At 71.0% G+C, this 17025-nt stretch carries 13 protein-coding genes; 9 read left to right on the top strand and 4 right to left on the bottom strand.

Translation table 11 applies throughout. The annotated features are described in order from the left end of the window. Positions 1-578 precede the first annotated feature (578 nt). From ABZ716_RS00765 to ABZ716_RS00800, 8 genes are all read left to right on the top strand, one after another. Positions 579-4334 carry a nitrate- and nitrite sensing domain-containing protein gene (locus tag ABZ716_RS00765; RefSeq protein ID WP_358812234.1) on the top strand — a complete coding sequence of 1252 codons (3756 nt, stop codon included), beginning with the start codon at positions 579-581 and terminating at the stop codon, positions 4332-4334. Positions 4335-4343: 9 nt separating this feature from the next. Continuing rightward, entirely contained in the window at positions 4344-4757 is a 414-nt protein-coding gene (locus tag ABZ716_RS00770; protein WP_042820501.1) for a roadblock/LC7 domain-containing protein, read from the top strand. A gap of 156 nt (positions 4758-4913) precedes the next feature. Continuing rightward, on the top strand, positions 4914-5306 hold the full coding sequence (locus ABZ716_RS00775) for a DUF742 domain-containing protein (RefSeq protein ID WP_351884186.1): 393 nt from the start codon (positions 4914-4916) through the stop codon (positions 5304-5306). After that, positions 5287-5868 carry an ATP/GTP-binding protein gene (locus ABZ716_RS00780; RefSeq protein ID WP_079429943.1) on the top strand — a complete coding sequence of 194 codons (582 nt, stop codon included), beginning with the start codon at positions 5287-5289 and terminating at the stop codon, positions 5866-5868. Before ABZ716_RS00775 ends, ABZ716_RS00780 begins: the two co-directional genes overlap by 20 nt. Positions 5869-6162: 294 nt before the next feature. Further along, on the top strand, positions 6163-9372 hold the full coding sequence (locus tag ABZ716_RS00785; protein ID WP_358955506.1) for a nitrate- and nitrite sensing domain-containing protein: 3210 nt from the start codon (positions 6163-6165) through the stop codon (positions 9370-9372). A gap of 10 nt (positions 9373-9382) precedes the next feature. After that, positions 9383-9796, top strand: coding sequence for a roadblock/LC7 domain-containing protein (locus ABZ716_RS00790; protein WP_079431971.1), 414 nt, complete (start codon positions 9383-9385; stop codon positions 9794-9796). Positions 9797-9889: 93 nt separating this feature from the next. Continuing rightward, positions 9890-10450, top strand: a complete 561-nt coding sequence (locus ABZ716_RS00795; protein WP_358814808.1) for a DUF742 domain-containing protein — start codon at positions 9890-9892, stop codon at positions 10448-10450. After that, complete coding sequence (locus ABZ716_RS00800; protein ID WP_037792108.1) at positions 10431-11012, top strand: ATP/GTP-binding protein; 582 nt, start codon at positions 10431-10433, stop codon at positions 11010-11012. Before ABZ716_RS00795 ends, ABZ716_RS00800 begins: the two co-directional genes overlap by 20 nt. Positions 11013-11167: 155 nt before the next feature. Here ABZ716_RS00800 and ABZ716_RS00805 read toward each other — a convergent pair whose 3' ends face one another. Both ABZ716_RS00805 and ABZ716_RS00810 read right to left on the bottom strand, forming a co-directional pair. Continuing rightward, a complete protein-coding gene (locus tag ABZ716_RS00805; RefSeq protein ID WP_351884196.1) occupies positions 11168-11362 on the bottom strand; it encodes an acyl-CoA carboxylase subunit epsilon in 195 nt (64 codons plus the stop codon). 23 nt (positions 11363-11385) lie between these two features. After that, positions 11386-12969, bottom strand: coding sequence for an acyl-CoA carboxylase subunit beta (locus ABZ716_RS00810; protein ID WP_351884198.1), 1584 nt, complete (start codon positions 12967-12969; stop codon positions 11386-11388). A gap of 250 nt (positions 12970-13219) precedes the next feature. Between ABZ716_RS00810 and ABZ716_RS00815 the strand changes: the two genes are divergently transcribed. Then, entirely contained in the window at positions 13220-13843 is a 624-nt protein-coding gene (locus tag ABZ716_RS00815; RefSeq protein WP_358955509.1) for a YceI family protein, read from the top strand. 19 nt (positions 13844-13862) lie between these two features. On the opposite strand, the gene ABZ716_RS00820 is transcribed toward ABZ716_RS00815, so the two are convergent. After that, the gene (locus ABZ716_RS00820) at positions 13863-15212 is read right to left on the bottom strand and encodes a hypothetical protein (protein ID WP_358955512.1); all 1350 of its coding nucleotides are present in this window, start codon (positions 15210-15212) and stop codon (positions 13863-13865) included. Positions 15213-15278: 66 nt separating this feature from the next. Then, positions 15279-16901 carry a citramalate synthase gene (gene cimA, locus ABZ716_RS00825; RefSeq protein ID WP_358955514.1) on the bottom strand — a complete coding sequence of 541 codons (1623 nt, stop codon included), beginning with the start codon at positions 16899-16901 and terminating at the stop codon, positions 15279-15281. Positions 16902-17025 lie beyond the last annotated feature (124 nt).

The following is a 17025-nucleotide window of genomic DNA, read 5'->3' on the forward strand; positions in this document are numbered from 1 at the left end:
GGAGTTTCGGGCCCTCGGCTCGCTGGTGGGGTGGGGGTCGTCTGCTGCGCCGGGTGTGGCGCCAACCCTTGAACAGGCAAGGCTAAACATCCGAATCCCCGGCTGAACCGCCCGACTATCGCCCCGAGCATGTGAGTTTGCTCACGAGCGAGCAGGCAATACGGACATAACTGGCAGTCAATTGAGGCCCCAGAAACGGACATTGCGCCACTGAATGCGCCATTCCGCTCCTGATCATCTCGACTGGGACACCTTGCCAGGCGCGAGCTTTGATTGGCGTAAGTCCGATTCCTCCGCATTGGACTTCCACGTCGCGTAGCCCGACTGTCACCGGAAGTGACCGGCTCGCCGGGGCGGCACGCGCACCTTGTTGGAGATCCCCCACTGTGCTGGAATTCGCGGGACCGCCGCGGGTATCAGCCGGCGCGCAGGTGGCGCAAGAGAGCGCCGAGCGCGGTGGCATCGACAGGGAGACGCGCCGGTCACCGACGACCACCATGGGGCCGTCAGTGCCCCACGACTCGACACCGTTCCGCCGCTCATCCGGCGGAGCGCCTGGTCCAGAGGTTGCGACGCTAGTGCAGGGACGATTCAAGAGGGATGGCAAGGGGTCTCCCCAGGCCCTTCAGGGCCGAGGGGACGCTGCGGCGGAGCAGGAGCCGCTCGGCGGGACCGACCGTGGCGCCCCGCCCCAGCACGCCCCGGGCCGCGGCCCGGCACCCGAAGGGGCGGGCTCCGGCCCGGCCCCCGCGGGCAAGGCCAAGGGCCGCGGGAAGTCCGGCAAGGCGCCCAAGGGCGGCGGCCGCTCCAAGGGCAAGGCTCCGGCCGAGACCGTCGAGCAGGACGAGGCGATACCCAAGGCCCCCAGCGCGGGTTCGCGTCTCGCGATGCAGAACTGGCGCATCAGCACGCGACTGGTGTCGCTGCTGACCCTTCCCGTCGTCGCGGCCACCACCCTCGGTGGCTTCCGCATCAACGACTCGCTCAACGACATCGCCCAGCTGGAGCACATGCAGCTGCTGACGACGATGACCCGGCAGGCCACCAACCTGGCCGCCATGCTCCAGGAGGAGCGGGACAAGTCGGCCGGTCCGATGTCGATCACCAAGGACGGCAAGGCCAACAGCCTCGTCCAGGGTGTCCGCGACCAGACCGACGCCGCCGCCAAGGCCTTCAACGCCGCGACCGACAAGGTCGACAGCGCGGAGGACAAGGACGAGACGCTCAAGTCGATCCGCAACAACATCCTGCAGATCGGCCGCCAGCTCACGGGCATCGACGACATCCGCAAAAAGGCGTACATGAACGGCGCCCAGCAGACGGTCACCGAGTACAACGCGCTGATCGTCTCGCTGCTCTCGCTGTCGCAGGACATGGCCCAGGCCACCTCCAACCCGGAGATGATCAAGCGCACCCGCGCCCTGGCCGCGTTCTCCTCCGCCAAGGAGTACGCCTCCATCCAGCGCGCCGTCATCGCCGCCTCGCTCCTGGAGAGCAACGACAAGCCGGGCAAGCTGGACGAGAACGACCGCCTCTACGGCCTCTCCGCGCTCCGCGGTGAGAGCCAGGCGAAGAAGACCTTCGAACTCGTCTACCAGGGCAAGCCCGAGGAGCTCCTCGCGGCGCTCGGCGACGGCAACACCGAGATCGGCGCCGCCGACCACTACGCCCGCCGCGTCCTGAGCACCCAGGGACAGTTCCTCAAGGAGAAGAACCGGTCCTGGATGGACTGGTACGACGCCGACGACACCAAGCTCCAGGCCATGAAGGTCATCGAGCTGACCCTGCTCGAGGACATGGAGCAGAAGGCCCGCGAGCTCAAGAACGAGTCGCAGCAGGACGCCATCATCAACGGTGCCCTGATCCTCCTCGTCCTCGGCGTCTCCCTCGTCGGCGCCTTCGTCATGGCCCGGTCCATGATCCGCTCGCTGCGCCGCCTCCAGGACACCGCGACGCGCGTCGCCCAGGACCGCCTGCCCGAGATCGTCAAGCAGCTCTCGGAGTCGGACCCGCACGACGTGGACACCTCCGTGGAGTCCGTCGGCCTGCACACCCGCGACGAGATCGGCCAGGTGGCCGCGGCCTTCGACGACGTGCACCGCGAGGCCGTCCGCCTCGCCGCCGAGCAGGCCCTCCTGCGAGGCAACGTCAACGCGATGTTCACCAACCTCTCGCGCCGCTCCCAGGGCCTCATCCAGCGTCAGCTCTCGCTCATCTCCGAACTGGAGTCGCGCGAGGCCGACCCGGACCAGCTCTCCTCGCTCTTCAAGCTCGACCACCTCGCCACCCGCATGCGGCGTAACGGTGAGAACCTCCTCGTCCTCGCGGGTGAGGAGCCGGGCCGCCGGTGGACCCGCCCCGTCCCGCTCGTCGACGTGCTCCGCGCCGCCGCGTCCGAGGTGGAGCAGTACGAGCGCATCGAGCTGGCGGCGGTGCCCGGCACCGATGTCGCCGGCCGCGTCGTCAACGACCTCGTGCACCTGCTCGCCGAGCTGCTGGAGAACGCCACCTCGTTCTCCTCCCCGCAGACGAAGGTCAAGGTCACCGGCCACGCGCTGCCCGACGGCCGGGTGCTGGTCGAGATCCACGACACCGGTATCGGCCTGTCCCCCGAGGACCTCGCCGCGATCAACGAGCGGCTCGCGTCGCCGCCCACCGTGGACGTCTCCGTCTCCCGCCGCATGGGTCTGTTCGTGGTCGGCCGCCTGTCCCTGCGACACGGCATCCGCATCCAGCTGCGCCCGTCCGACTCGGGCGGTACGACCGCGCTCGTCATGCTTCCGGTGGATGTCGCCCAGGGCGGCAAGAAGCCGGGTCCGGCGGCGGGCCAGGGCGGCCAGGCCGGTGCCCCGGGCGGCCAGGGTGCTCCCGGCGGCCAGGGCGCGGTGCCCGGCGCCGGCGCGCGTCCCCCCGTGGGCGCGGGCCAGCAGCGCGGCCAGGTCGGCGGCGGCGCCCAGCGTCCCGCCCTCCCGGGCCAGGGCGGCGGCCCCGCCGGGGCTCCGCAGCAGCGTCCGCAGGGCCAGGGTCCCCGTCCGCAGGGCGGTCCCGCCGGTGCGACGGGCCAGGCGCAGGGCCAGGGCGGCTTCGGCGGCGGTGCTCCGCAGTCCGGCCGCGGCCAGGGCGGCCCCGCCGGTGTTCCGGGCCGCCAGGACAACAACCTCTTCAGCGGCCCGCACGCCCGTCCCGCGGGCGTGCCCCAGGCCACCGGCCCGGGTGTGTTCCCGCCCCAGGGCAGCGGCTTCGAGCGTCCGCAGCCCCAGGGTGGGCCCGGCTCCGTCCCGCAGCAGCCCGGGCAGGGATCCGGTCCGCAGCAGCAGGCGGCTCCCGGAACCCCGGTCAAGCGGCGGCGTCCGCAGCTTCCGCCGCAGGGCGGCGCCACCGGCCGTCCGGAGCTTCCGGGCGCGGGCGGTCCGGCCGCGATGCCGCAGGGCACCAGCTGGGGCGCCGGGCAGGCCGGGCAGGAGGCCCCGCGCGGCCACGACGAGCTGTCGGGCCCCGGTTCGACGGCGGAGTTCGCCCGCCCGGACTTCAACGCGCCGCCGCCGCAGGGCGGCCACCCGGCGCACTCCACGACCGGCCAGTTCGAGCGCCCCGACCTGCGCGGTCCCCAGGACCCGTCCGCCACCGGGCAGTTCGAGCGCCCGCAGCTGGGCGGCCCCCTCGACCCGTCCTCGACGGGCCAGTTCGCCCGCCCGGGCGGCCCGGGCGCCGGCGGCTACACCGACCGGCAGTCCGGCGGCTACGCCCCCGCACCCGTGCCGGCGGCGCGTCCGGAAGCCCCGCAGCTGCCGCAGGCGTACCAGCCGGAGGCGCTGCCGCCGGCCCCGGCGCAGTCCGGTGGTGAGGCGCGCAGTCCGATCTTCGATACGCTGGAGTCGAACTGGTCCGGCCAGCACGGCGGCCGGTCCGCCGGGCAGGCGCCGGGCGTTCCGCAGCAGCCCCAGCAGACGCCGGCCCCCCAGCAGCAGCGGGGACAGGAGTTCGCCGCCGAGCCCGCCACCGCGGTCACCGGCAGCACGCCGACGGTCAGCTGGCGGCCCTCCCCCAACGACGAGCTGATGCGCCAGGCCGAGCGCGTGCGCCAGCCCGCCGCCGGCGGGATCACCACCTCGGGGCTCCCCCGGCGGGTACCGAAGGCCAACCTCGTCGCCGGTACCGCCGCCCAGCAGCAGGCCGAGGCCCCGGCCGGGCCGCAGGTCTCGCGCGCCCCGGACGACGTGCGCGGCCGTCTCACCAACCTCCGACGCGGTATCCAGCAGGGACGGCAGGCCGGCGGTTCCGGCCCGGCGACCGGCAGCTACCCCATCGACCCCACTTACCAGCAGGAGCGATAGTTGAGCTCGATGAGCCAGGCGGCACAGAACCTGAACTGGTTGATCACCAACTTCGTGGACAACACCCCTGGGGTGTCCCACACCGTGGTGGTCTCCGCCGACGGACTCCTTCTGGCCATGTCCGAAGGGTTCCCCCGTGACCGCGCCGATCAGCTGGCGGCCGTGGCCTCCGGTCTGACCTCGCTGACCGCCGGGGCCTCCCGGATCTTCGAGGGCGGCGCCGTCAACCAGACCGTGGTGGAGATGGACCGGGGGTTCCTCTTCCTCATGTCCGTCTCCGACGGGTCCTCGCTGGCCGTCCTGGCGCACCCCGAGTGCGACATCGGCCTCGTCGGCTACGAGATGGCCCTCCTGGTGGACCGCGCCGGCAACGTCCTCACCCCGGACCTGCGCGCGGAACTCCAGGGAAGCCTGCTCACCTGACAACCCCCTCCTCCCAGCCGGACGGTACTTCCGGCCGGGAGGACCGGGACCGCCGTCCCGGAACCCCAGTACCCCCGAAGGCCGTCATCATGTCCCCCCCCACCGGCCGCCCCGTCAGACGGCACGCTGACCACTGCTGTCCAGCCCGGAGGATCAATGACCCCGCCCCCCGCCTACCCCGATGCGTACGGAGACCCGTACTCGGAAGGCGACCAGCCGCTGGTACGTCCGTACGCGATGACCGGCGGCCGGACCCGGCCGCGCTACCAGCTCGCCATCGAGGCGCTGGTCAGCACCACGGCCGATCCGATGCACCTGTCCGGCCTGCTGCCGGAGCACCAGCGCATCTGCACCCTGTGCCGCGAGGTGAAGTCGGTCGCGGAGGTCTCCGCCCTGCTGTCCATGCCGCTCGGTGTGGCCCGCATCCTCGTCGCCGACCTGGCGGAGGCCGGCATGGTGGCGATCCACCAGCCGGGCAATGGAGAGGCCGGCGGAACGCCGGACGTAACGCTGCTCGAAAGGGTGCTCAGTGGACTTCGCAAGCTCTAACGGCGGTGCCGCTCGCTCCACCACCTCCGCGAAGATCGTGGTGGCGGGCGGCTTCGGCGTGGGCAAGACCACGTTCGTCGGCGCGGTCTCCGAGATCAACCCCCTGCGCACCGAAGCCGTCATGACCAGCGCCTCGGCCGGCATCGACGACCTCACCCACACCGGTGACAAGACGACCACCACGGTCGCCATGGACTTCGGCCGCATCACCCTGGACCAGGACCTCATCCTGTACCTGTTCGGCACCCCCGGACAGGACCGCTTCTGGTTCATGTGGGACGACCTCGTCCGCGGCGCCATCGGCGCCGTCGTCCTCGTCGACACCCGCCGCCTCGCCGACTGCTTCCCCGCCGTCGACTACTTCGAGAACAGCGGCCTGCCCTTCGTCATCGCCCTCAACGGCTTCGACGGACACCAGCCCTACACCCCCGAAGAAGTCCGCGAGGCCCTCCAGATCGGCCCCGACGCCCCCATCATCACCACCGATGCCCGTCATCGCGGGGACGCCAAGAGCGCACTCATCACCCTCGTCGAACACGCCCTCATGGCACGGCTGAAGTAACAGCTGTTCCCCGGGTGACGGGCGGAGGCGGGCTGTGTCGTAGAACACGGCCCGCCTCCGGCGTTCATAACGTTTCGACAGAGAATTGACCCCCGGCTGGACACGGCGCGCGGTCACCCGGTGCCGCTGTGCGAACAATTGGCTCCGTTTTTGCCGCAGCTCGCTCTTTATGTCCGGTTTATGTGGGACGTAAGTCTCTTGGAATGGCCAATTTCAACTGTTTGGAACACGACGCTTCATCGTGCTGGAATTCAACGAACTAGCTAGTAGCACCGCCGAGAGGTTGTTGGTCGAGTGAGGCGAAGCAACTCGTCGAGTACCGCGGATGAACCCGCGCGCGGCAACTTCACCCCGCCGCCGCGCGCGGCGGCGTCGCCCGTCGACGTGCCCCTGGAACCACCGGCGGGCGGCGGCAGCACCAGCAAGCTGTCCCCCCGCAACTGGCGTGTGCCGACGCGTCTGAACGCCATCCTGCTCGTGCCCGTCCTCGTCGGACTGGTCATGGGCGGGTTCCAGGTGAAGGGCTCGATCGACACCTGGAACGAGGCGAAGGACGCCGAGAAGACCGTCCGTATCGTCCAGGCGGCGGCCGAATACGGCCAGGCCCTCCTCAACGAGCGTGACCTCAGCGCCGAGCCCCTCCTGAAGGGCGACCGCTCCAACGAGGCCGTCACCAAGGCGTACGCGGCCACCGACGCGGCTAAGAACAAGTTCGCCGCGGCCGTGAAGGACATGCCCAAGAAGCAGGGCCTGGAGCGGCGTCTGGAGCTCTTCCGCCAGGAGGAGCCCAAGCTGGAGCAGGTCCGCAAGACGGCCTACGCCGTCCCGGAGACCGCGAAGAAGAGCCAGAACCCCCCCTCGGGCGGCCCCGTGCCGACGGAGGAGGGCTACGTACTGGTCCAGCACTACCTGATGCAGTTCTCCAACGAACTGGGCCTGGGCACCGGAAACGTCACCAGCTACGGCCGCATGGTCTACGCGATCGAGCTGGCCAAGGCGGCCAACTCCCTCCAGCGCTCCATCGGCACGCACCTGCTGGTCCGTCCGAACGAGGACGAGAGCGTCCGCAAGGGCCAGCTCGTCGCCTTCTCCTCCTACGCCTACCTGGAGGAGATCGCGGCCGGCGAGTACGTCGCCGCCGGTACCGAGGAGGACACCAAGCGCCTCCAGGAGGTCATGGCCAAGAAGTCCCAGGAGGGCGCCGCCAAGCTCGCGCAGGCCAAGCAGGCCGCAGAGCAGGCCGGAACGCCCTTCAAGGTCCCGGCCCCGGTCAACGGCTCCATCCTGACCGCCATGACCGAGCAGATAGCCGGCGGCGACAAGCCCGCCAAGCTCGCGCTCAACGGTGTCACCCCCCAGGCGTGGCAGCAGGCCGCCACCGCCAAGTTCGACGGCTACGCCGAGGTCGAGAAGGAGCTCCTGGAGAAGGCCGTCCAGGACACCGTCACGGTCTCCGACGAGGCCCAGCGCGACGCCATCCTGACCGGCGCCATCGTGGTCGTGGCCCTCCTCGCCGCCTTCATCCTGGCCGCGCTGATGGCCCGCCAGATGAGCCGCGCGATGCTGCGCCTGCGCACCTCCGCCTTCGAGGTCGCCGAGCAGCGCCTGCCGATGCTCGTCGACCAGCTCTCGCGCACCGACCCGGGCAAGGTCGACACCCGCGTCGAGCCGATCCCGATCAACTCCCAGGACGAGATCGGCGAGGTCGCCCGCGCCTTCGACCAGGTCCACCGGGAAGCGGTCCGGCTCGCCGCCGAGCAGGCGCTCCTGCGGGGCAACGTCAACGCGATCTTCACCAACCTCTCCATGCGCAACCAGTCGCTGATCGAGGGCCAGCTGACCCTCATCACCGACCTGGAGAACAACGAGGCCGACCCGGACCAGCTGGAGAACCTCTTCCGCCTGGACCACCTGGCCACCCGTATGCGTCGCAACGGTGAGAACCTCCTCATCCTCGCGGGTGAGAACCCGGGCCGCCGCTGGGACCAGCCGGTGCCCCTCGTCGACGTGCTGCGCGCCGCCTCCTCCGAGGTGGAGCAGTACGAACGCATCGAGCTCTCGGGCGTCTCCGAGGCCGAGATCCACGGCCAGGCCGTGACCGACCTCGTGCACCTGCTCGCCGAGCTGCTGGAGAACGCCACCACGTTCTCCTCCCCCCAGACCAAGGTCCGGGTCAACGCCACGCGTCTGCCCGACGGCCGCGTGATGATCGAGATCCACGACAAGGGCATCGGTCTCACCGCCGAGGACTTCGCGGACATCAACCACAAGCTGGCCAACCCGCCGACCGTGGACGCCGCGATCTCCCAGCGCATGGGCCTGTTCGTGGTCGGCCGGCTGGCGGACCGCCACAGCATCCGTGTGCAGCTGCGCCCCTCGGGCGAGCAGGCGGGCACGACCTCGCTGGTCATGCTCCCGGACGCGATCACCCATGGTGGTGGCGGCGAGGGCATCCCGGACGACGACTTCACCGTCTCCTCGATCATCCCCGAGCAGCAGGCCCAGCAGGCCGCCCCGCTGCGCACCGCGGCCGAGCTCGGCTTCGACGACTCCCGCTACGAGGCCCAGGGCGGCGAGGAGAAGCCGCTGGACCCGGTCGTGCGGTCCCTGGGCCGCGAGGAGCGCCGGGCCGCCCTGGAGGCGCAGCTCAACTTCGGGCAGGACCAGGGGCAGCAGCCCGAGCAGCAGTACTCCCCCGACGGCTATCCGGAGCCCCAGCCGGAGCACGCGTACCAGCCGTACCAGGAGTACGAACAGCCGTCCACGCAGTCCGTACAGGGTTACGAGGCTCCCTACGAGGAGCAGGCCCAGCAGCAGTCCTACGAGGCGTACCCGGAGCAGGGTTACGCCTATCCGGAAGCCGGGTATCAGGACCAGCAGCAGGCCGCACAGGCGTACGACGGCGGTTACGCTGAGCAGTCCCCGCAGGCCGGGTGGCCCGAGCAGAACACCTATGCGGAGTCCTACCAGGAGGGCTACGGGACCGAATCGGAACCCCCGGCCGCTCCCGAACCGGCCCTGGACCGCGTAGGCTTCGACCGTCCGGGCGCCGCTGCCGACAACGGTCACGCGTTGACCGGAGCGGGCCTGCCGCGACGTGGCAGCCAGCAGCAGTGGGGTTCGGACCGGAAGGAAACGGAGCCCACCGGTTCCCTCTTCGACGAGCGGCCGCAGCGACAGCAGCAGCCCGCCGAGCCGGAGGGGGCCCCGGCGGACGAGCCGGCCGGCTCGGGCTGGCGTTCGACGAACGACGAGCGCTGGCAGCAGGCCGGCAAGCTCCGTGAGCCGAAGGCGGGCGGGGTCACCTCGTCCGGTCTCCCTCGGCGGGTGCCCAAGGCCAACCTGGTCGAGGGTGCTGCGGAGACGACCCCGCAGGGCGGCCCCCAGGTCTCCCGCGCCCCGGAGGACGTACGCGGCAGGTTGAGCAACCTGCGCCGCGGTGTCCAGCAGGGACGCAGCGCGGGTTCCGAGCAGTCAAGTAACAGCTATGACCAGGAGCGTTAGTGTGAGCGCGATGAGCCAGGCGGCGCAGAACCTGAACTGGTTGATCACCAACTTCGTGGACAACACCCCTGGGGTGTCCCACACGGTGGTGGTCTCCGCCGACGGCCTTCTGCTGGCGATGTCCGACGGATTCCCGCGCGACCGCGCCGATCAGCTGGCGGCCGTGGCCTCCGGTCTGACCTCGCTGACCGCCGGAGCCTCCCGCATCTTCGAGGGCGGCGCCGTCAACCAGACCGTGGTGGAGATGGACCGTGGTTTCCTCTTCCTCATGTCGGTGTCCGACGGATCCTCGCTCGCGGTGCTCGCGCACCCCGAGTGCGACATCGGTCTCGTCGGTTACGAGATGGCTCTCCTGGTGGACCGCGCCGGCAACGTCCTCACCCCGGACCTGCGCGCGGAGCTGCAAGGCAGCCTTCTCAACTAGCAAACAAGCAGTGCGTTTCGCGTCATCGCACCGTAGGGTGCGGTGGCGCGGTTCCACAGGGAGTACTGCGTTCTCGGAGTCGGAGGAGGAAACGTGACAACACCCGGAGGACATCCTTATGGCGGCCAGCAGCCGCAGGGTGGGCACGACCAGAACCGATTCAACTTCCCCTCCGCTCCCAGCCGGCCCATGCCGGAGCACAACCCCTACGCGCAACAGCCGTACGGCCAGCCCCAGCAGCCCCAGCCCCAGGCGCCCCACCGGCTTCCGCAGCAGCCCCCCGGGGCTTCGCAGCCGCAGGCTCCGAAGGCGCACAACCCGCTGGTGCGCCCGTACGCGATGACCGGCGGCCGGACCCGGCCGCGCTACCAGCTCGCCATCGAGGCGCTGGTCAGTACCACGGCGGATCCCGCGCGGCTGCAAGGGCAGTTGCCCGAGCACCAGCGCATCTGCCGCCTGTGCCAGGAGATCAAATCCGTAGCGGAGATCTCGGCACTTCTCTCCATTCCTCTTGGTGTCGCCCGCATCCTCGTCGCCGACCTGGCGGAGGCGGGCCTTGTCGCCATTCACCAGCCCGGCGGCGACGAGTCTGCCGGCGGCCAGCCAGATGTGACACTGCTCGAAAGGGTGCTCAGTGGACTTCGCAAGCTCTAACGGCGGAGCGGCTCGCTCCACCACCTCCGCGAAGATCGTGGTGGCGGGCGGCTTCGGCGTGGGCAAGACCACGTTCGTCGGCGCGGTCTCCGAGATCAACCCCCTGCGCACCGAAGCCGTCATGACCAGCGCCTCGGCCGGCATCGACGACCTCACCCACACCGGTGACAAGACGACCACCACGGTCGCCATGGACTTCGGCCGCATCACCCTGGACCAGGACCTCATCCTGTACCTGTTCGGCACCCCCGGACAGGACCGCTTCTGGTTCATGTGGGACGACCTCGTCCGCGGCGCCATCGGCGCCGTCGTCCTCGTCGACACCCGCCGCCTCGCCGACTGCTTCCCCGCCGTCGACTACTTCGAGAACAGCGGCCTGCCCTTCGTCATCGCCCTCAACGGCTTCGACGGACACCAGCCCTACACCCCCGAAGAAGTCCGCGAGGCCCTCCAGATCGGCCCCGACGCCCCCATCATCACCACCGACGCCCGCCACCGCGCGGACGCCAAGAGCGCACTCATCACCCTCGTCGAACACGCCCTCATGGCACGGCTCCGGTAAGCGCAGCGGAACCCCGAAAGGCCCCCGTGCCCTGGCACGGGGGCCTTCGCCGTACCCCGGACGGCCGGCTCACCCGCCGGGCGCGGTGGCGCGCGGCACGGCGAAGGCCCCGCACCGTCGGGGACGGTGCGGGGCCTTCGGACGTGCGCTGCTGCTCAGCCCTGCCAGCTGTGCGGGGCCTGGAAGCCCCGGCTGCGCTCCAGCCGGCGCCAGCCGGCGGTGGAGCGGCGGGTGGGGGCGGCCTCCGCGGGCGTGGCCGCAGCGCGGGCGAGCAGGATCGCGGTGATCGCGGCCAGCTCCTCGGGCGCGGCGTTGCCCTTCTCGACCTTCAGCAGGGTGTCGGTGGTCATCGTCGGCAGGTCTCCTCAGCTTGTTACTGCGGCGGGTTGCCGTGCTTGCGGGACGGCAGGTCGGCGTGCTTGGTGCGGAGCATCGCCAGGGCGCTGACGAGCACCCCGCGGGTCTCGGCGGGGTCGATGACGTCGTCCACGAGGCCGCGCTCGGCCGCGTAGTAGGGGTGCATCAGCTCGGCCTTGTACTCCTTGACCATCCGGGCGCGCATGGCCTCGGGGTCCTCGGCGTCGGCGATCTGCTTGCGGAAGATCACGTTGGCCGCGCCCTCCGCGCCCATGACGGCGATCTCGTTGGTGGGCCAGGCGTAGGTGAGGTCGGCGCCGATGGACTGGGAGTCCATGACGATGTACGCGCCGCCGTACGCCTTGCGCAGGATCAGGGAGATCCGCGGGACGGTGGCGTTGCAGTACGCGTACAGCAGCTTGGCGCCGTGGCGGATGATGCCACCGTGCTCCTGGTCGACGCCGGGCAGGAAGCCGGGGACGTCCAGGAGGGTGACGATCGGGATGTTGAAGGCGTCGCACATCTGGACGAAGCGCGCGGCCTTCTCGGAGGCGTGGATGTCCAGGACACCGGCGAGGTGGCCGGGCTGGTTGGCGATGATGCCGACGACCTGGCCGTCGAGGCGGGCCAGGGCGCAGATGATGTTGCGGGCCCAGCGCTCGTGGACCTCCAGGACGTCGCCGTCGTCGACGAGCTCCTCGATGACCTTGAGCATGTCGTACGGGCGGTTGCCGTCGGCGGGGACCAGGTCCAGCAGCACGTCCGAGCGCCGGTCGACCGGGTCGGTGTTCTCGTGGACCGGGGGGTTCTCGCGGTTGTTGGAGGGGAGCATCGTGATGAGGTAGCGGACCTCGGCGATGCAGGTCTCCTCGTCGTCGTACGCGAAGTGCGCGACGCCGGAGGTCTCGGCGTGCACGTCGGCGCCGCCGAGGCCGTTCTGGGTGATCTCCTCACCGGTGACGGCGCGGACGACGTCGGGGCCGGTGATGAACATCTGCGAGGTGTCGCGGACCATGAACACGAAGTCCGTCAGCGCCGGGGAGTAGGCGGCGCCGCCCGCGCAGGGGCCCAGCATGACCGAGATCTGCGGGATGACACCCGACGCCTTGGTGTTGCGCTGGAAGATGCCGCCGTAGCCGGCGAGGGCGGAGACGCCCTCCTGGATACGGGCGCCGGCGCCGTCGTTGAGGGAGACCAGCGGGGCACCGGCCGCGATGGCCATGTCCATGATCTTGTGGATCTTGGTGGCGTGGGCCTCGCCCAGGGCGCCGCCGAAGATCCGGAAGTCGTGCGCGTAGACGAAGACCGTACGGCCCTCGACGGTGCCCCAGCCGGTGATGACACCGTCGGTGTAGGGCTTCTTGGCCTCCAGGCCGAAGCCGGTCGCCCGGTGCCGGCGCAGCTGCTCGACCTCCCGGAAGGACCCTTCGTCGAGCAGGAGCGCGATGCGCTCGCGGGCGGTCAGCTTGCCCTTGGCGTGCTGCGCCTCGGTCGCGCGGTCGCTCGGGCCGCGCCGGGCTTCCTCGCGGAGGGAGTGCAGCTCGGCCACGCGCCCGCGGGCGTCCGTCGGCTCGCTCGGAGTCTGGTCCACAACGGTCATGTACTGACCTTACGAAGCCGGACCGCGAAAACCCTCCGTTGGTTCCGCACAGTCTCGGACCCATTCGGCTGTGCGGGCCGGACAGAACCGCCGGACCATGCAGGGACTCCCCCAGCGGGGACACCCAGCCTTTGTGCGGGTCCTACAAAACCACGTCCGAACGGGTGATGTAGTTGAAATTTGAACGGAATGGCTCTAGCGTATCTCTTGTTGAACGTTGAACCACTTTGGGACTTCCCAGGAGGACGTCATGGCTCTCTTCTCTTCCCGCCGCACCCGCACCGCCGCCGCCCCCGTCGAGGGCACGGCCGGCACGCTCACCGTGGACCCGGCGCTCGCCGCGCTCACCGGTGACTACGTCATCGACCCGGCCCACAGCAGCATCGGCTTCACCGTGCGCCACGCGATGGTGACCAACGTCCGCGGCTCCTTCACCCGTCACGAGGGCACCCTCCACCTGGACGGCAGCGACCCCTCGCGCTCCACGGCCGCCATCGACGCGGAGATCGCCTCGGTCGACACCGGCATCGCCGACCGCGACGCACACCTGCGCGGCTCCGACTTCTTCGACGCCGACGCCTTCCCGAAGATGACCTTCCGCTCTACCTCGGCGGCCGCGCTGGGCGGTGACACGTACCGCATCACCGGTGACCTGACCATCAAGGACGTCACGCGCCCGCTCTCCATCGACCTGGAGTTCGCCGGCTCGGCCACCGACGTGTACGGCAACGAGCGCGTCGGCTTCGAGGGCTCGGCGGACATCCTGCGCTCCGACTGGGGCCTGACCTGGAACGCCGCGCTGGAGGCCGGCGGCGTGATGGTCAGCGACAAGGTGAAGCTGACCTTCGACATCTCGGCGATCAAGCAGGGCTGACCGGCGCCCCCGGGGGCGGCTAGAAGCCGCCCCCGCCGTCGAAGCCGCCACCGCCGCCGAAGTCCCCGCCGCCGAAGTCGGACGGGTTGAAATCGGCCCCCGAGACGTCTCCGCCCTCGAACCCTCCCCCGTCCATCCCACCCCCGAAGTCCGAGGCGTACGCAGGGCCGGACATCATCGACCCGAGCATGGTCCCCACCAGCAGCCCGGGCAGCATCCCGCCGCCGAAGTAGCCGCCCGCCCAGGGACCGTACGCCGGACCGGCGTCGTAGTAGGGGCGCGGACCCTCCCGGGTGTCCACGGTGCGCACCGCCGGGTCCAGGCCGTCCCGCAGCCGGACCGCGTCCGCCGCGCAGACCGGCACCGTACGCGGCGCCCCGCCGGGCGGGGCCCACTGCGCGTCCTCGGTGCTCGGCCCGTGGCGCGGGTCGAAGAAGCAGGGCGCGCGCCGCTCGGGCAGGGGCTCGCCCCGCCGCCGCGCGTCCAGGCACGCCAGGGCGTACCGGCCGTCCTCCAGCGCCTGGGTCACGCCCTGGACCTCCTCGGGGCGCTGCACCGAGGCCATGATCTGTTTGGCCCGCTCGTAGGAGTCGAGCCCGCGTGCGTAGTCCTGGCGCATGGCGTCGTCGGCGCCGGGCTCGCCGGGGTGGAAGTCCAGCCGGTCGAGTTCCTCGCCGAAGGCGGTGATGTCCTCGTCGACGACCACGCTCAGCCGGGCGATGGCCTCTCGCCGGGCCTCTTCCCGCCTCTTGCGGTTCCGCTTGACCAGCAGGTACCCGCCCCCGCCGCCCACCAGGGCCAGCGCCCCGAGGGTGATCAGGGTTCCGGCGGAGGAGCCGCCGCCTGAGGCGCCGCCGCTCCAGGAGGCCGGGGCGTGTCCCTTCATCTGCGGGAGGGCCTGGTCGACGAAGTTGTTCAGCTGGGTCGCCGCGTCCACCGGGCCGCCCGCCTTCACCGCGTCGGTGAGGTTGCGGACGGCGTTGCCGGGCATGACGGTCCGGTCGGCCCCGGCGTTGAAGCCGTCGCCGAGCCGGATGGCGTAGAGCCCGGTGATGCCCGTCTCGGTGCGGACCGTGCGCAGCACGCTGTCGGCGGGGAAGGCGGGGGTCGCGGGCAGCACGGCGACGAAGAGCGGTTTGCCGGCCGCCTTGATCTTGGCGGCCAGGGCGTCCGCCTGGCCCTGCGACAGCTGGGCGGCGGCCCCGGGGTCCACGTAGACGGGGCCCTTCTTGAGCCCCTCGGCCACGGCGGCGGGGCCGCCCCCGGCCGCGCCCGCCTGCGGGGCGCCGGCGAGCGCCCCCAGGGACAGGGCCAGCAGCAGACCGGCCAGCGCCGGTCCCACGCGTCGGGATGTGAGCCACGTCCTCATGATGACGACGCTACCCGAACCCGGACTTCCCCGGGTGAGCCGGACATAAGCGGTCCGGCCGCGGGGCTACTCCGCCGGTTCCACGCCCGCGTGGAGGAGGCCGTAGGTGTAGGCGTCCTCCAGGGCCTGCCAGGAGGCGGCGATGACGTTCGGGGCGACGCCCACCGTGTTCCAGTCGCGGGTGCCGTCGGTCGTGGCGATCAGGACGCGGGTCGTGGACTCCGTGCCGTGCTTGCCCTCCAGGATGCGGACCTTGTAGTCGACCAGCTCGAACTTGGCCAGCTGGGGGTAGAAGCGCTCCAGGGCCACGCGCAGCGCCCGGTCCAGGGCGTTGACCGGGCCGTTGCCCTCGGCCGTGGCGACGATGCGCTCGCCCTTGGCCCACAGCTTGACCGTGGCCTCGTTGGCGTGGGTGCCGTCCGGGCGGTCCTCGACGATCGCGCGCCAGGACTCCACGCGGAAGTACTTGCGGGCCCGGCCCTCGGCCTCGGCGCGCAGCAGCAGCTCGAAGGAGGCGTCGGCGGCCTCGTACGTGTAGCCCGCGAGCTCCCGCTCCTTGACGCGCTCGACCACGCGGGAGATCAGCGCGCGGTCCCCGCCGAGGTCGACGCCGAGCTCCCTGCCCTTGAGCTCGATGGAGGCGCGGCCGGCCATGTCGGAGACCAGCATCCGCATGGTGTTGCCGACCCGCTCGGGGTCGATGTGCTGGTACAGGTCCGGGTCCACCTTGATGGCCGAGGCGTGCAGGCCCGCCTTGTGCGCGAAGGCGGAGACGCCGACGTACGGCTGGTGGGTGGAGGGGGTGAGGTTGACGACCTCGGCGATGGCGTGCGAGATCCGCGTCATCTCGGCGAGCGCGCCCTCGGGGAGGACCGTGCGGCCGTACTTGATCTCCAGTGCGGCGACGACGGGGAAGAGGTTGGCGTTGCCGACGCGCTCGCCGTAGCCGTTCGCGGTGCACTGCACGTGCGTGGCGCCCGCGTCCACGGCGGCGAGGGTGTTGGCGACCGCGCAGCCGGTGTCGTCCTGGGCGTGGATGCCGAGGCGGGCGCCGGTGTCGGCGAGGACGGTGGAGACGACCGCGGTGATCTGCGCGGGGAGCATGCCGCCGTTGGTGTCGCACAGGACGACCACGTCGGCGCCGGCCTCGTGGGCGGTGCGCACGACGGACTTGGCGTACTCGGGGTTGGCGCGGTAGCCGTCGAAGAAGTGCTCGCAGTCGACGAAGACGCGGCGGCCCTGGGCGACCAGGTGGGAGACGGTGTCGCGGACCATCTCCAGGTTCTCGTCCAGGGTGGTGCGCAGGGCGAGCTCGACGTGCCGGTCGTGGGACTTGGCGACGAGGGTGATCACCGGGGCGCCGGATTCCAGGAGGGCGCGCACCTGCGGGTCGGCGGCGGCGGAGCCCCCGGCGCGTCGGGTGGCGCCGAAGGCGACCAGCTGGGCGTGGCGGAAGTCGATCTCGGCGCGGGCGCGGGCGAAGAACTCGGTGTCCCGGGGGTTGGCGCCGGGCCAGCCGCCCTCGATGAAGCCGACTCCGAACGCGTCCAGGTGCCGGGCGATGGTCAGCTTGTCCGCGACCGTGAGGTTGATGCCCTCACGCTGGGCACCGTCGCGCAGGGTGGTGTCGAAGACGTGGAAGCTGTCGTCGAGTGCCTCTGCCGGCGCAGTCGCCTCTGTCGTCGTCATGCTGATCTGACTCCTGTCGGATGAGTGGTTCCGGAAGCCCGGGCTCCACTGCCCCCATCATCGCGCGCTGCCCGTTTCCGGCATGATTTCGGGCCGGGAAACGAAAAAACCTCTCGCGGGTGCG

The organism is Streptomyces sp. NPDC006687 (assembly GCF_040636215.1).
In the GTDB taxonomy this organism is placed as follows: Bacteria; Actinomycetota; Actinomycetes; order Streptomycetales; family Streptomycetaceae; genus Streptomyces.

What these genes read in the sequence shown, in the direction of transcription:
- ABZ716_RS00770 (WP_042820501.1), top strand. Translation starts at nt 4,344, where the DNA reads ATGAGCCAGGCGGCACAGAACCTGAACTGGTTGATCACCAACTTCGTG.
- ABZ716_RS00775 (WP_351884186.1), top strand. Translation starts at nt 4,914, where the DNA reads ATGACCCCGCCCCCCGCCTACCCCGATGCGTACGGAGACCCGTACTCG.
- ABZ716_RS00790 (WP_079431971.1), top strand. Translation starts at nt 9,383, where the DNA reads ATGAGCCAGGCGGCGCAGAACCTGAACTGGTTGATCACCAACTTCGTG.
- ABZ716_RS00805 (WP_351884196.1), bottom strand. Translation starts at nt 11,362, where the DNA reads ATGACCACCGACACCCTGCTGAAGGTCGAGAAGGGCAACGCCGCGCCC.
- ABZ716_RS00810 (WP_351884198.1), bottom strand. Translation starts at nt 12,969, where the DNA reads ATGACCGTTGTGGACCAGACTCCGAGCGAGCCGACGGACGCCCGCGGG.
- ABZ716_RS00815 (WP_358955509.1), top strand. Translation starts at nt 13,220, where the DNA reads ATGGCTCTCTTCTCTTCCCGCCGCACCCGCACCGCCGCCGCCCCCGTC.
- ABZ716_RS00820 (WP_358955512.1), bottom strand. Translation starts at nt 15,212, where the DNA reads ATGAGGACGTGGCTCACATCCCGACGCGTGGGACCGGCGCTGGCCGGT.
- cimA (WP_358955514.1), bottom strand. Translation starts at nt 16,901, where the DNA reads ATGACGACGACAGAGGCGACTGCGCCGGCAGAGGCACTCGACGACAGC.